This is a genomic window from Pseudomonas sp. NPDC089406 (assembly GCF_044900265.1).
GTDB lineage: Bacteria > Pseudomonadota > Gammaproteobacteria > Pseudomonadales > Pseudomonadaceae > Aquipseudomonas > Aquipseudomonas fakonensis.
The window spans coordinates 61,061-75,419 of record NZ_JBJDNC010000025.1; the positions used below are offsets into that span (position 1 = coordinate 61,061).

Genomic DNA, 14,359 nt, shown 5'->3' on the forward strand with positions numbered 1-14,359 from the left:
GCGGATGGTGCGGCCCTTAAAGTTAATAAATCTTAATGCTTGGCCTGCTGTAATGCCTGCTATCAAGCACATGGCACTGCGCCGGCGATGACGGTGATTGAAATGACTGGTTGGAGAAGGCAGACGCTTTTTCAATCCGCAAGACTACGACAGGGAATTCATGCGAATAGATTTCATGAGAGATCAGGCTAGGCAGTTTGAGATTTCGGTGCCCCCTGATCAGGTAACGGCTTTACGGGTGTGGCATTGCAAGTACAAAAGTTTGAAAGCAATTGAAGCATGCGAAAACTTGCGAACCTTGGTAATCGCCACGCTTCCAGATGATTCCATCGAATTTCTAGGAGGCTTGGCGCGGCTGGAGTATTTGAGGATATTGCATATGCCAAAGCTGCGAAGCCTTTCGGCGTTGGCCGGGCTTGAGGAGTTGAGGTGCTTGTCACTGGCGACGGCGCCAAGCTGGGATGCGTCACGCAAACGTACCGTGATCGACGCTCTCGAACCGTTAGCCGAGCTACCTGCGCTCAAGCATATTGAACTGTTAAGCATTGTCCCCGCAGATCGCAGCCTGGAACCACTGACTCGTGTTCGCTACTTGGAAAGCGCCCGGTTTTCCGGGTATCAGCACAACGAGGTTGAGCGCTTTTACGCCATCACCCAAGCGCGAAACGATTTTGTCCCATGCTCTGTGTTTGGTGGTGGTTGAGATGCTCTGGGAGATGACCTGGCAGAGTGACACTCAAGTTGGACCGAAATGGGTCGATCAGAGATGGCCGCTTTCGACCCATTGCAGACGCTGAACTACAGCGCGACGCGTACTCTGTGGGAGCGGTTTCATCGAGGCGTCGAACCGCCGCGAAGCGGGCGCTGCGGTGGATGGCACCGGCTTTGCCGGTGTTCGCGGGTGAACCCGCTCCCACAAAGTCCGCTGCAAGACGCAACGTCGGCTTTGGGTCGATTGCGGTCACTCGCGACTGCCGGCTTTCGACCCAGAGCAGCCGGTGGTAAGCACGAAGCTTGATAATGACACATAGTGTCATTATGATTACTTTGTGTCCTTGCGGCGGACGCAAACACTTCTTCCACCCTGCAACCCTTGTCGAGAGCCCTCCCATGAAAGTTCATTTCATCGTTCACGAATCGTTTGAAGCCCCTGGAGCGTATGAAACCTGGGTGCAAGCGCGCGGCTACGATGCCAGCTATTCACGCGTCTACGTCAATGAGACGTTGCCAGAGAGTGCGGACGACATTGATCTGCTGGTCGTGCTGGGTGGGCCACAAGACCCCGCCACCACCGTTGAACAGTGCCCGCACTTCGATGCCGTCGCTGAGTGCCGCCTGATTGGCCAAGCCATCGCTGCAAAGAAAGCGGTAGTCGGTATTTGCCTGGGTTCGCAGCTCATCGGTGAAGCGCTGGGGGCGAAGTTTGGTCATAGCCCGGAAAAGGAAATCGGAAAGTACCCGATCAACCTTACGGCAGAAGGCAAAGCCAACAGCAAGGTCGCTCACTTTGGCGATGTCCTCGAAGTCGGCCATTGGCACAACGACATGCCAGGCCTCACCGCTGACGCAAAAATCCTCGCGCAGAGCGAAGGCTGCCCTCGGCAAATCGTCGAGTACAGCAAGCTGGTGTACGGCTTCCAATGCCACATGGAATTCACCAGCCAGGTTGTCGAGCTTCTGATCGCCGCTTCGGAAGCTGATCTGCTCACTCTGACCGACCGTCGCTTCGTACAGCAGCCAGCCGCGCTGCGTGCCAATGACTGGGAAGAGATGAACCAAAAACTGTTTACTTTCCTCGACAAGCTGATCGCCGAGTACCAGGCAACGTAAGATCCGACTTGCCCTGCGAAGACGTCGGCCCTGGAAACGGATCTGCCTGGCACGGTCTATGCCCGTGTTTGCGGGGCAACCCGCCCCACAGATAGTACTCGCTTGGGCGGCTGCGCCCTGTTCAATGGCCGCAATGGGTCGAAAGCCGACACTCGTGTTCTCTGCGCGACAGTGCAGCCCGAGGGCTGGGTAATTTCCCACAGGAACCACATGATACTCAGGCCCATGCTGAACCTGTAGGAGCCGGCTTGCCGGCGATGAGGCCGGCAAAGGCAACACAAGACAGTTGCTCACAAGAAAATACCCTGCAAATGCCCGAGCACTTGCAAGCAACCGCCGGCAATGATGCCTGCCGCGCTGATGCGCTCAGAAACTCCCCTTCAACGTCACCATGTAGTTGCGCGGCTCGCCATAGTAGTTGCCGCCACTGCGGTCTCCGACGGTGGCGTAGTAAACCTTGTCGAACAGATTATTGCCGTTGAGCGCCACGGCCCAGTGCGAGTCGATCTGGTACTGCACCCGTGCGTTCCAGATGGCATACCCCGGTTGTTCGGTCTTGGCCGTGCCGGACAACCTGGAAATATCGCTCTGTGCATTCACCCCGCCGCCGATGCTCCAGCGGCTCAGATCACCGGCCAGCGCATAATCCCCCCACGCGCGCAACGAGTGCCGCGGCACGAGCGTGTTGTAAGTATCGCCATCCACCGCAGCCACGTTGTTGTTGCGCACAGTGCTGCCCAAGGTTTCGGTCGCGGTATAGGTATAACCTGCTGTCAGTTGCAGCCGCTCGACGGGGGCGCCGGTCAGTTCCATTTCCACACCCTGGGCGCGAATCTTGCCCGCATCTACCGAACAGGAGGCGCAGATGCTCCTGTCGGTGACCGCCACGGCGGCATGCTCCTGATAAGCACGGAACAGGTTCAGCGAGCCATTGAGCGCACCATCGAACCACTCGCCCTTGATACCCAGTTCATAGTTGGTGCCGGTCTTGGGCTCGAGCACCTTGCCCTCGGCATCCTTGTAGGATTGCGGCTGGAAGATATCGGCGTAGCTTGCGTATACGGTCAGGTTGGGCGTCAGGTCGTACAGCACCGCGGCAAAGGGCGTGACCTGGCCGGTTTCACGGCGTTCATCGATCGGCGCGACACCGTAGGCATGGCTGTCGTTGGTGTAGTGCCAGTCGCTTACCCTTGCACCCAGTACCACCGTCAAGGGCTCAGCCAGTTTCAGGCGCAAGTTACCGTAAGCGCCCTGCTGCTTGACGGTGGTCCGCGATGGATAGGGCCAGCCACCGCGGTAGCTGTTATCGATGATGTAAGCGTCGCTCGGCTCAACGAAGTGCGTCGGGTTGAACACATCGGAACGCTGCTGCAGGAAGGCCAGCGCCCATACATCATGGCTGTGCGAGTAGCTGGTGTTGGCGCCGACGGTCAGCTGGTGCTCCAGGCCAAAGGCGCGGAATTTGCCGTCCAGGTAGCCATCGAACCCGTAGTCCACCGAGTCGTAGTCGAACAGGCCGGCAATCGACTGGATAGACGATGATGTGGCACCGGGGGTTACGTAACCAACCCCTACCCCTTGGGCATATTTCATGTCTTGCTGGTTATGGCTGTAGGCGCCGGCCAGGCGCGTGGTCCAGTCATCGTTCAGGCGGTGCTTGAGGTCGGCGAACACCGAGGTGCGCTCGCTGTCCCAGTGGTTCCAGCTGGCGCCAAGGCAGGTCGAACGCTTGAGCTTGATGTCCGAACCGTCGCTGTAGCTCGGCAGGCCACCGAAGCAGGGTGTGGCGTGCAGCTTCTCGTAGGCCACGGCAAAGCCGGCAGTGGTCGCGTCGGAGAAGTCGTAGTCCAGTGCCCCGTAGGTCAGCTGGTCTTCGCGCTTGCCGTAGTCATAGAAATAGCGGCGCGTCTGTTCGGCAACCACGGCGCGGCCGCGCAGCGTGCCCTCGGCATTGAGCGGGCCGCCGACATCCACCTGGCTGCGGTAGTTGTCCCAGGTGCCGCCGGACAGCGTCACAGTGGCCGTGGGCGTGGCCTGGCCGCGCTTGCGCACGAAGTTGACCGCACCGGCCGGGGTGCCGGCACCTTGCATCATGCCGGCGGCGCCGCGCAGCAGTTCGACTTGCTCGTAGAAGGCCATGTCACTGCTGAAGCTGTTCGCCTGCACATAGCTGCCACCGACATCCAGCGGCACGCCGTCGTACTGGAACGGCGCATCCATCTTGAAGCCGCGCGAGTAGAAGTACTTGCCGCCCATGGGTGAGCCGGAGACAGTGACGCCAGGGGTCTGCTCCATTACCTGCTCGATGGTGTTGAGGTTCTGGTCATCCATGCGCTTGCGGGTCATTACCGTGACCGATTGCGGGGTTTCCTTGATGCTGTGCTCGCCCTTGCCGATGGTGATGGCGCGTGTGGTGTACGAGGTGGTCGGTTCGACCGTTGCCGCCAACGCGGCGTTGACATTGGTGGCGCCAAGCTCGAGGGCGGCGCTGTCCAGGGCGTGTAACCGGTATTGCCCAGGGCCGGTCATCTCGGCTGCCAGGCCGGTGCCGGACAGCAGCATGGCAAAGCCTGCGTCGGTGTCAAAGCTGCCTTGCAAACCCTGGCTGTTGCGGCCAGCGGCCATTTCGCTCAACCCCACCAGATACACCCCGGACTCGGCGGCGAAGCGCGACAACACCTGGCTCAACGGCCCGGCAGGGATCGCGTATTGGCGGCTGGCGGCCTGCGCGACCATTGGCACAGCAGCCAGCCAGGCAGTCGCCGCCAGGCTGGCCAGGCAGAAGGAAAAGCTCAGGTGTGCGGTGAACGGCGCGCGCTCTGGACGATACATCATGTGGTCCTTGTCCCCGATGGGTGAAATGGATGGGCTGTCATCCCTTAACCCGGCGAGGCGATGAAAAGCGGAACCACAACGCGAAAGTTTTTTTCAGCTGCCACTGGCATCCACCGTGGTCCACCACGGCAGGCGCCGCTGGATGCGGATCGGCAGTGAGTCACCGAGCAGCGCCAGGGCGGCGTCGAAGTCGAGCAGCGGCAGGCTGCCGAACACCCGCAGCCCGGCGACCTGCGGGCTGACCGAGACATACCCGTGGTGGTAGCGCGACAGCTCCTCCAGGACCTCGCCCAGCGGCACGTCTGCTGCGACCAGCTTGCCCTCGACCCAGGCTTCGCGGGCCAGTTCCGCGTTGCCTGGCGTGGCCAACTGCTGGCTATCGAAGGCCTGCTGCTGGCCCGCCTCGATCACGCGGCGGGCGCCGGTGCCGGGCAAGGTCACCTCGACCGCCCCGGCGAACACCGAGAGCTGCGTGTGTGTATTGCTCGCGCACACACTGAAACGGGTGCCCAGCGCCCGCATGCGGCCTTGGGCGGTAGTGACGATGAAGGGGCGGCGGGCCTCGTGTGCGGTGTCGACCAGAACCTCACCGGCCAGCAGGTGCAGCTGGCGAGTGGCACTGGAGAAATCGACATCGAAGGCCGTGCGGGTGTTGAGCCACACCTGGGTGCCATCGGCCAGGCGCACCGGCTTCAGTTCGCCCGTGCCGGTGCGGTAGTCCGCAGCCAGCTCGGCACACCAGGCAGGCACTGCGCCAGAGCGCCAGCCGGACCACAACACCCCTGCGCCAGCCAGGGCAATGAACCCCCGCAGCAGCGCACGCCGGCGTACCCGCTGGTGGGCGCCGAGCAGGTGCTCGGCGGTGTGGCGACGATCGGCCAGGTGCTCCAGCGGTTCGAAACGCTGGCTGATGCCTTGTACGGCCTGCCAGGCGACCCGGTGCATGGGGTCAGCGGCAAGCCAGCGTTGCCAGGCCTGCTGGCGGGCCGCATCAGCGCCGCCGCAACGCAGTTCGGCATACCACTCGGCGGCTTGCTCCAGTACCTGGAAGGATGGCTGGCCGTGCATGTCAGGCATCGTGCTCATTGCACAACAGCGCCATGTCTTGCGCCGCCTGCAACTGCAGGCAGGCCAGCATGGCCTTGGCCACGTACTTGCGCACCATGCGGTCGGACACACCCAGCTCCAACGCCACCTCCTTGTCGGTCATCTGGCACACCACCGCCAGCACGAAGGCCTGGGCTGCCTTGCCAGGCAGGCCGATCAGCATCTGCCCGACTTCCTGCAAGGCCTGCAACACCGCCGCACAGTGCTCGGCAGAGCCGGCAAAGCGCTCCGGCTGGGCGGCCAGTGCATCGAGCCAGGCCTGTTCGATTTCACGGCGCTGCCAGAGGTTGATACACAGGCCATCGGCGATCTTGCGCAGGTAGCCGCGCGCGGCAAGGGCATTGTCGAACACGGGCTGCACCGGTTTGAGCAGCAGCCGCAGGAAGGCATCGTGGGCAAGATCGGCGGCATCGGCATGGCAGCCCAGGCGCCTGCCCAGCCACTGGCGCAACCAGGGATGATGCTCCTGATAGAGATGATCGAGGGGTGCGAGTGGCTTGGTCGACATGGTGAAACACAGCGCCTGAGAAGATCTATCAAAAGATAATCATTATCATGAATGCCGAATTATTGGGATAACGGTTGAAGAATGCAATGCGGTAAATCACTCAGGTGTAACCGGCGCAGTGCCCATCGCACTCATGCTGCTTGACCCTGAAGTAGCTATAGCTCTCACCCTGGCGAGACGTTCATCTCTCACAGGAATTGACCATGAACCACCGTATCCCTCCGCCACTGGTGGCCACCCTGTTCGGCTTGTTGGCCTGGCTTGCTGCCGGGCACTTGCCGGGCGCCCTTGAACTGACGCTCGAGTGGCGTGTGGGGCTGGCACTGGTTGTGTTGCTGGCAGGTGCTGCTGTTTCTTTGGGTGGCGTGCTTTCCTTTCGCCATGCACGGACCACGGTCAACCCGCTGAAGCCGCAAGCGGCTACGGCGCTGGTCCGCTCGGGCGTGTACAGGTACACCCGCAACCCCATGTACCTGGGCTTTGCCATGGCCCTGACAGCCTGGTCGATCTTTCTGGCCTGGCCGCCGGCGCTGCTGGGCGTGCTGGGTTTCGTGGCCTATATGAACCGCTTCCAGATCGGGCCGGAAGAGCGCGCCCTTGCCGGCCTTTTCGGTGGGGAGTTCACGCAATACTGCAGCCAGGTAAGGCGTTGGCTGTAGAAAACCGAACGCCTGCTGCTGCCCTGACAGCTACCAGTCTTGCGCACAAGGCTCCGGCCCATTCAGTGATGGAAACAGCGGCAGCACTTCTTCTGCCAGTTCCTGGATGATCTGCTGCGCCGGGCGCCGGGCCATCTGCATGCCCAACGCGGCATGGTTGACCCCCGCCTCGCGCCACTGCTGCAGCAGCTCGATCAACCCGTTGCGGCCGGTGCGCAGCACGTAGCCACCCTGTAGCGGCGTTCTCGGGAAGTTCGGGTTCTCGTCCAGGTCGATCCACTCATTGGTCACATGCGGGCGGAAGCCTGCCCCGGGAATGAGCGCCCGCCAGGCCCGGATCTTCTCGCCCAGGCGCCTGGGCCCCAGGCTGTCGTGGGTGGCTTCGGGGTAGGTAATCCAGCCATCGGCCTGTTCGCCAAGCCACTGCAAGGGCTGGCGTGACGAGCCGGTTACCAGCAATGGAATGCTCCCCATGACGGGGCTGGGTAGCAGCCGCGCGCCATCGAGCTGGCCCAACGGCGAATGGATAGGCGCCTGCTGGCTGCCCAGCAACTGCCTGAAATAATCCACGCTTTGCACGAAGCGCTCCCCGCGATGCTCATGGTCCAGGCCATAGGCCGGAAACTCCACGGGGCGGTCGCCCGAGGCGATACCCAGCACCAGGCGCCCACCCGACAGGCAGTCGACGCTGGCCGCAGCCTTGGCCAGGTCGATGGGATGGCGCAGGGTGAAGATCGCGCTGCCGGTCGCCAAAGCGACTTTGCGGCTATGGGCGGCCAGGTAGGCCAGGTAGGTGAACGGGTCGAATACCTGGCCGGCATCACCGAAGCTTGGGTCATACAAAGGCACATCACGGGCCCACACGGCCGCAAAATCCAGGCGGTCGATGTCGCTGACCAGCTGGGCCTGCCCGCGCAGTACCGCCATGTCGCCGCGATAGAAACGCAGCGGCAGGAAGATGCCCAAGGTCAAGTGGCCCTCGGCGAACATACGGCGATAACCGGGGTGTTGGGCGAACGCATCGGCGCTGGCCCCTTTGCTGTGAATGAAGTTCATGGGCATTCCTTGCTCGGTTTCAGGGGCCAGTGGCAGGCGCAGGCAGACGGATACCGCGCTGCACGGCCGGGCGCTGTTCCACCTGGCGGTACCAGCGCTTCAGGTGCAGGTAGTGGCTGAAGTCAAAGCCCACCAGCGCAGCAATGTGCAGCCAGGCAAAGCTGGCGATGTCTGCGATCGAATAGGACTCGCCGGCCAACCACGAATGGCTGGCCAAGCGCTGGTCGAGCACCGCGAAGGCCTCCTCGGTGAGGGCGCGGTAGCGCTTCTGCGCCGCCGGGTTGGGCACAGCCTCGAAGCACTCGAAGTGCACGCGCTGCCCCAGCAACGGGCCCACGCTGGCGCTGTGGTACATCAACCAGGTGATCGCCGCCCAGCGTGGCTGTGCTGCCTGTTCGAGCAACTGGCCACTGGCTTGCGCCAGGTACAGCAGGATTGCGGCCGACTCGAACAGCACGATATTGGCCTTGCGGTCGACCAATACCGGAATGCGGCCTGCCGGGTTGAGCGCCAGAAACTCAGCCTGGCGATGCTCGCCCCGGTCGATGTCCACGTGCACCAGCCGATACGGCAGCCCCGTTTCTTCAAGGGCAATGGTGGCTTTGAAGCCGTTGGGGGAGCTGTCGGTATAAAGCACAAGTGCTGCATCCTGCATGCTGTTCACCTTAAAAATACTGATCCGGGTTTGTTTGGCTCCACGCTATGCTAGGGCCAAGGCCTCGGGCCTTCTAACGATCATTCCTCTCGCTTGATTGAGTTTTTCTAAGGTTGGTTCACATGGGTGCAGTCCTGCCATTGCTTGCGTTGCGTGCCTTCAGCGAAACCACACGCCTGGGCAGCCTGAAGGCGGCCGCCGAGCGCATGGGCGTTACCCCCGGCGCCATCAGCCAGCAGATCCGCCTGCTGGAAGATCGCCTGGGGGTCACCCTGCTGACCCGCAGCCGGTATGGCGTGCAACTTACCGAGGCCGGGGCAAGCCTTTACCCGGGGCTGTCGCGCGGGTTCGGCCAGATCGAGAGCGCACTGCTCGACCTTCAGGCCCTCACCCGCAGCAATACCCTGACCATCAGCACCCAGCCCTCGTTTGCCTCCAGTTGGCTGGTACCCCGGCTGCCCGATTTCAACGCGCAGTACCCGCAAATCGACGTACGCGTGCAGTCCACCGCCGAGCTTGTGGACCTGCTGCGCGAGCCCGTCGACATCGCGCTGCGCCATGGCCTGGGCGACTACCCCGGGGTGGAGTCGATCCCGCTGCTGGCGCCGGTGCTGTTACCGGTCGCCAGCCCCGACCTGCTGGCCGGCGGGCCTCTGCTTGATGAACCGCAGGATTGCCTGCACTACCCGCTGCTGCAGGATGCCGACCGGGCCGACTGGAGCCTGTGGTTGCAGGCCCATGGCGTCGAGCCCGACAGCCGTAGCCGCCGGGGCCCGAGTTTCGATGAGGACCTGCTGCTGTTGCGGGCGGCCGCCAGTGGCCAGGGGATCGCCCTGGTACAGGCGCAGCACGCCGAGGAAGACCTGGCCAGTGGCAGGCTGGTGGTTGCGGTACAGCGGCCCTGGCCGTCGCGCTTCGCCTACTACCTGGTGGCGCGCAAGGAGAACCTGGAGCGGCCGCATCTGCAGGCGTTTCTGGGTTGGATTCGTGGGCAGCTTGAGTTGGAACAGCTGCCGGCCCTTACTGATCATTCATGAACGATGCTGGTGGCTGGGCTGGAACGTTGGAAACAGCCAGATTCAGCCAACATCGCAACAGTCGATATCAAGGAAGAACATGAACATTCGAGCAACGACCGAAAAGGACTGGATGTTACTGAGGCAAGTAAGGCTCGCCGCACTGTGCGCTGAGGGCTGTGGCTGGTTCTTCGCAGGCCGGGGGGGCCATGAATCAGTATCGACGACGGCCAGTGCCCTTTGTAGGAGATCACCCAGCCCTTTCGGGCTGCGCTGTCGCGCAGAGAACAGAATTCGTAAGCGCGCCACATACCCTGTGGGAGCGGGTTTACCCGCGAAGCAAGCGACGCGGAGTCTGGCACCGGCTTCGCCGGTGTTCGCGGGTAAACCCGCTCCCACAGGACCCTGCTAAATCAATGAGTTGTGTTTTGTTCTATGAGAGCCGGCTTGCCGGCGATGGGGCCCGGATAAGCAACACACGCCGGTTGCCCCCACGGCGTGCGCAAGAACGGATCATGGACGATCAGCCATCCGCCGAGGATGGCGCCGCAGCCTTTTGAAACTGGCCCCCCAATCCCGCATCGTGATGCAGGATCGGCCCAGAGCATTTATGTCGGCCCGGTTTCTACCCTACAGGCCCTTACACAGGTCTCGCTAAAGCCGGTGATCGATGCGGTCTACCCCTTCAAAAAGGCCGAAGAAGCCTTTGAACAGCTGCGCAGTGCCAGCCACTTCGGCAAGCTGGTGATTCAGGTCAGCGCACCTGGAGCATAAGCAGGCAATGAACCTTCGCGGTGCTCAAGGCTCAGTTGTTCAGACTGCGCGTGCACAACCGACCAAGGATTGCCATGGCCCACGCTCCCTCCACCGCCCTGCCCGGGGTTCGCGTAGAACGTGAACTGAGCCCGCGGGCGGTGCTGACTGGCGCTGTGCTCGGCATCCTGCTGACGCCCTCCAATGTTTACGCGGGGCTGAAGATCGGCTGGTCGTTCAACATGTCGATCATCGCCCTGCTGGTCGGCTTCGCCCTGTGGCAGGGGCTGGCGCGGCGCACCAGCACCCGGCCTGAATGGACACTGCACGAAAGCAACATCAACCAGACCGTGGCTTCGGCCGCGGCCTCCATCGTGTCCGGCGGGCTGGTGGCGCCCATCCCCGCCTACACCCTGCTCACCGGCCACCAGCTGGACCCGCTGCCGATGATGGCCTGGGTGTTCTCGGTGAGCTTTTTGGGCATCTGGATTGCCTGGTACCTGCGCCCGGCCCTGCTCAACGACCATGGCCTGAAATTCCCCGAAGGCATGGCCACCCTGGAAACCCTGCAGCAAATCTACAACCAAGGCCGCGAAGCCGTGGCGCGGATCAAGGTGCTGTGCAGCGCCGCGCTGCTGTCGGCACTGGTGAAATGGGTCGATGTGTTCGCCTGGGCAATACCGCGCTGGGCGCCCACGCCTGCGCTGGAGCGCCTGACCTTCACCCTCGACCCGTCGCTGATGCTGATCGGCTTCGGCGGCATCATCGGCATTCGCGTGGGCCTGACCCTGCTGTTCGGCGCCGCGCTGGCATGGGGCGGGCTGGCGCCCTGGCTGATCGGGCATGGCTGGGTGGTGCTCGCGCCGAACGCCAACGGGCCGCAGTTCGCAGCCCTGGTGGAGTGGCTGTTGTGGCCCGGGGTCAGCCTGATGGTCTGCGCTACCCTCACCTCGCTGCTGGTACGCCTGTGGCAGGTGCCCAGGCGACCGGCCAGGCAGGCAGCCCGCGCCAGGCTGCGCCTTACCCCGTGGCCTGCAGCGGGGCTGCTGTTGGCCATTGCGCTGGTCGTCACCCTGCAGGTGCTGCTGTTCGGTATCGACGGGTGGATGGCGCTGTTGAGCATCCCGCTGGCGGTGTGCCTGGCGGTGGTCGCCGCGCGCGTGGTCGGCGCCACCGGCATTGCACCGATTGGCGCCATCGGCAAGTTGTCACAACTGAGCTTTGGCTTGATCGCCCCAGGCCAGGTGGCCATCAACCTGATGAGCGCCAACACCGCAGGTGGCGCGGCCGGGCAGTCCACCGACCTGATGAACGACTTCAAGGTTGGCCTGGCGATCGGCGCCACACCGCACAAGCAGTTGGCTGCGCAATGCATCGGCATCCTGATCGGCAGTGTGGTCGGTGTGCTGGTGTACCTCATGCTGATTCCCGACCCGAAAGGCTTGCTGCTTACCCAGCAGTGGCCGGCACCGGCCGTGGCCACCTGGAAGGCCGTGGCGCAAACCCTGACCCAGGGGCTGGGGGCACTGGCGCCGGAGCTGCGCTGGGCGATTGCCGCCGGCAGCGCTGCCGGCGTGCTGCTGGGCGCGCTGGACAGCCTGCTGCCACAACGGGCGGCGCGCTGGCTGCCAAGTACTGCGGCGTTGGGGCTGGCGTTCATCTTGCCGGCGTCGATCAGCACCATGATGGGGCTGGGCGCGCTGGTCACCTGGCTGGCCAGTTGCCGGTGGCCGGGGCTGGCCGAGCGCTTTGCGATTACGGCGGCGGCGGGGTTGATTGCCGGTGAGAGCATCATGGGGGTGGGGGCGTCTTTCTGGGCGATGCTGCGGGCGCTGTAGGGGGCCGATTGTTTTTTGTTCTGTGGGCCAGCGGCAAAGGCTGTGATAATGCCAGGGCAATCTCAAGGGCCTCACCATGCTGACCATTTCCAACAACGTGCATCTGCCGGATGCCGACATCGAACTGACCTACATCCGCGCGCAAGGCGCCGGTGGGCAGAACGTCAACAAGGTGTCCAGCGCCGTGCACCTGCGCTTCGACATCCGCGCCTCGTCGCTGCCGGAATTCTACAAGGAGCGGCTGCTGGCGCTGCGGGACAGCCGCATCACCGGCGACGGCGTGTTGATCATCAAGGCCCAGCAGTACCGCACCCAGGAGCAGAACCGCGCTGATGCACTGGCGCGGCTTGCCGAGTTGATCCTCAGTGCCGGCAAGACCGAGAAGAAGCGCCGACCGACCAAGCCGACCCTTGGCTCGAAGACCCGGCGCCTTGAAGGCAAAGCCAGGCGCAGCACGGTCAAGGCGGGGCGGGGGAAGGTGGATTTTTAGTCGGTTTCACCGTCAACTACAGCTCACTGTCGACACTGAGCTCATTTGCACCAGGCAAACTACATGCACTCATTGTTTGAACCGAAACAGCTGGCAGTCAAACTCACAGCCTGCTAACTATCTCCCTCCACAGGTAGCCATAGTGATACCTCAACCAAATAATCAATAGCCTATCGAACTGCCTGCGCAACCAACTGCTCTCTCGTGCCTTCAACCTTGTCTCGATGGCCGCCCTGAGTGAGTCAGGATCAAAGCCCGTCCAGACTGTGGGCACGACTGCTGCAATATTGGTAAAACACACCGGGGCAACTTCGGAGAAAAATATTTCATACAACACCTCTGGATCGACACCTTCGAGTTCAGACGCCAGGTAGTCGTAATCAGTCGGAAAATCGTTGAAGGGTTCCGAAAGTGCCGCTCTGACGGCCGTCAGCTTCGGTTCACTCAGAAGATGTCTCAATGCGAAAACGCCTCCAATTCTTCATCCTGCAACTGCGCTACAGCGCCGCCGGCCCTATCAGATTACTGTATTCAATACGCCGCGCTAGCTTGCACCGTCGCCTTCTACAACCGGCGTCGCAGCCGACCCGGCCAACAACCCACCGTCAATATTGAACTCACTCCCGGTCATGTACGCGGCCTCATCCGAAGCCAGCAACACCGCCAGGGCAGCCACTTCGTCCGGCATGCCGAAACGCCGCAAAGGCGTATCGCGAACCAGCGCAGCCATGCGCGCTTGACGCTCTGGCCCGGTACCCAGCATGGGCTCCCACATGGGGGTCAGGATGGCCGCCGGGTGAATGGAGTTGCAACGGATGTTCAACCCTTGCTCGGCGCAGTAAAGCGCCACGGTCTTGGTGTGGTTGCGCACAGCAGCCTTGGACGACGCATAAGCGGCAGCGCCGGGGATGCCCACCAGGCCAGAGCGGGAAGACAGGTTGATGATGGCCCCGGCCCCCGCAGGGCGCATGGCGCCAATGGCGTACTTGCAGCCCAGGAACACGCCATCGAGGTTGGTCTGGTGCACCGCGCGCCAGTCCTCCAGCCGGGCGTGTTCGGGGTCATGCTGGAGCATGCCCTGCTCAAAACCAGTGATGCCTGCGTTGTTCACCAGCACGTCCAAGCTGCCGCGTTCATTCAGCACATGGGCGGTCACGCGCTGCCAATCGGCTTCGCAGCGTACGTCCAGGTGCAGGTAGCAGGCCTGCTCCCCCAGGGAGGCGGCGAACGTGGCCCCGAGTTCGTCGTTGATATCGGTGAGGTAGACGTAGCAGCCTTCGCCTACGAAGCGTTGTGCAATCGCGGCGCCAATGCCTTGGGCTGCGCCGGTGATGACGGCGGTTTTGCAAGAAAGTCTATTGCCCATGTAACACCCTGCCTGTGTCAGTGATGCATTGAGTGATGGCTCAGCCCGGCCCGCCCAGGGGCCTATTCCTTTCAAGGTAGTTGCGTCAGGGCTGCCAGGTGCTTGCCACAACCCTTGCAGCGCCTATGAGATCGAGCGCCGCCCGCGCGGCGCTTCGCGACACAAGGCCGCTCCTACATCTGTTTCGGGCCAATGAGTCCTGTGAAAGTACCGCTGTCCGCCTTGGCGCATGCCTTGAGCCATGAG

Annotated in this window: 14 protein-coding genes; 7 read left to right on the forward strand and 7 right to left on the reverse strand. The window is 62.7% G+C overall.

Annotation, left to right across the window (positions count from 1 at the left end; genetic code table 11):
• Positions 1 to 160 precede the first annotated feature (160 nt).
• Together ACI2KK_RS18180 and ACI2KK_RS18185 are read left to right on the forward strand one after the other, a co-directional pair.
• Positions 161 to 703, forward strand: a complete 543-nt coding sequence (locus ACI2KK_RS18180; protein ID WP_404669958.1) for a hypothetical protein — start codon at positions 161 to 163, stop codon at positions 701 to 703.
• A gap of 407 nt (positions 704 to 1,110) precedes the next feature.
• Positions 1,111 to 1,830, forward strand: coding sequence for a type 1 glutamine amidotransferase (locus ACI2KK_RS18185; RefSeq protein WP_404669959.1), 720 nt, complete (start codon positions 1,111 to 1,113; stop codon positions 1,828 to 1,830).
• Positions 1,831 to 2,196: 366 nt separating this feature from the next.
• Here ACI2KK_RS18185 and ACI2KK_RS18190 read toward each other — a convergent pair whose 3' ends face one another.
• The 3 genes from ACI2KK_RS18190 to ACI2KK_RS18200 form a co-directional block, all read right to left on the reverse strand.
• Positions 2,197 to 4,662, reverse strand: coding sequence for a TonB-dependent siderophore receptor (locus ACI2KK_RS18190; RefSeq protein ID WP_404669960.1), 2,466 nt, complete (start codon positions 4,660 to 4,662; stop codon positions 2,197 to 2,199).
• Positions 4,663 to 4,758: 96 nt separating this feature from the next.
• Positions 4,759 to 5,751: a FecR domain-containing protein gene (locus ACI2KK_RS18195; protein WP_404669961.1), complete on the reverse strand. Its 993-nt coding sequence runs from the start codon at positions 5,749 to 5,751 to the stop codon at positions 4,759 to 4,761.
• Positions 5,735 to 6,280, reverse strand: coding sequence for a sigma-70 family RNA polymerase sigma factor (locus ACI2KK_RS18200; RefSeq protein ID WP_404669962.1), 546 nt, complete (start codon positions 6,278 to 6,280; stop codon positions 5,735 to 5,737). Before ACI2KK_RS18200 ends, ACI2KK_RS18195 begins: the two co-directional genes overlap by 17 nt.
• A gap of 203 nt (positions 6,281 to 6,483) precedes the next feature.
• Between ACI2KK_RS18200 and ACI2KK_RS18205 the strand changes: the two genes are divergently transcribed.
• Entirely contained in the window at positions 6,484 to 6,939 is a 456-nt protein-coding gene (locus ACI2KK_RS18205) for a methyltransferase family protein (RefSeq protein ID WP_404669963.1), read from the forward strand.
• Positions 6,940 to 6,969: 30 nt separating this feature from the next.
• On the opposite strand, the gene ACI2KK_RS18210 is transcribed toward ACI2KK_RS18205, so the two are convergent.
• Both ACI2KK_RS18210 and ACI2KK_RS18215 read right to left on the reverse strand, forming a co-directional pair.
• Positions 6,970 to 7,995, reverse strand: coding sequence for an LLM class oxidoreductase (locus ACI2KK_RS18210; protein ID WP_404669964.1), 1,026 nt, complete (start codon positions 7,993 to 7,995; stop codon positions 6,970 to 6,972).
• 19 nt (positions 7,996 to 8,014) lie between these two features.
• Positions 8,015 to 8,650 (reverse strand): glutathione S-transferase family protein, encoded by a 636-nt coding sequence (locus ACI2KK_RS18215; RefSeq protein WP_404669965.1) that lies wholly within the window; start codon positions 8,648 to 8,650, stop codon positions 8,015 to 8,017.
• A 122-nt stretch (positions 8,651 to 8,772) separates the two neighbouring features.
• Between ACI2KK_RS18215 and ACI2KK_RS18220 the strand changes: the two genes are divergently transcribed.
• The 4 genes from ACI2KK_RS18220 (at position 8,773) to arfB (ending at position 12,747) form a co-directional block, all read left to right on the forward strand.
• Positions 8,773 to 9,687, forward strand: a complete 915-nt coding sequence (locus ACI2KK_RS18220) for a LysR substrate-binding domain-containing protein (RefSeq protein ID WP_404669966.1) — start codon at positions 8,773 to 8,775, stop codon at positions 9,685 to 9,687.
• Positions 9,688 to 10,164: 477 nt separating this feature from the next.
• Entirely contained in the window at positions 10,165 to 10,440 is a 276-nt protein-coding gene (locus ACI2KK_RS18225; RefSeq protein WP_404669967.1) for a zinc-binding dehydrogenase, read from the forward strand.
• 74 nt (positions 10,441 to 10,514) lie between these two features.
• Positions 10,515 to 12,257: an OPT family oligopeptide transporter gene (locus ACI2KK_RS18230; RefSeq protein ID WP_404669968.1), complete on the forward strand. Its 1,743-nt coding sequence runs from the start codon at positions 10,515 to 10,517 to the stop codon at positions 12,255 to 12,257.
• A 76-nt stretch (positions 12,258 to 12,333) separates the two neighbouring features.
• On the forward strand, positions 12,334 to 12,747 hold the full coding sequence (arfB, locus tag ACI2KK_RS18235) for an alternative ribosome rescue aminoacyl-tRNA hydrolase ArfB (protein ID WP_404669969.1): 414 nt from the start codon (positions 12,334 to 12,336) through the stop codon (positions 12,745 to 12,747).
• Positions 12,748 to 12,850: 103 nt separating this feature from the next.
• Here arfB and ACI2KK_RS18240 read toward each other — a convergent pair whose 3' ends face one another.
• Positions 12,851 to 13,207, reverse strand: a complete 357-nt coding sequence (locus ACI2KK_RS18240) for a hypothetical protein (protein WP_404669970.1) — start codon at positions 13,205 to 13,207, stop codon at positions 12,851 to 12,853.
• 84 nt (positions 13,208 to 13,291) lie between these two features.
• Positions 13,292 to 14,113: an SDR family oxidoreductase gene (locus ACI2KK_RS18245; protein WP_404669971.1), complete on the reverse strand. Its 822-nt coding sequence runs from the start codon at positions 14,111 to 14,113 to the stop codon at positions 13,292 to 13,294.
• Between the last annotated feature and the right edge of the window lie 246 nt (positions 14,114 to 14,359).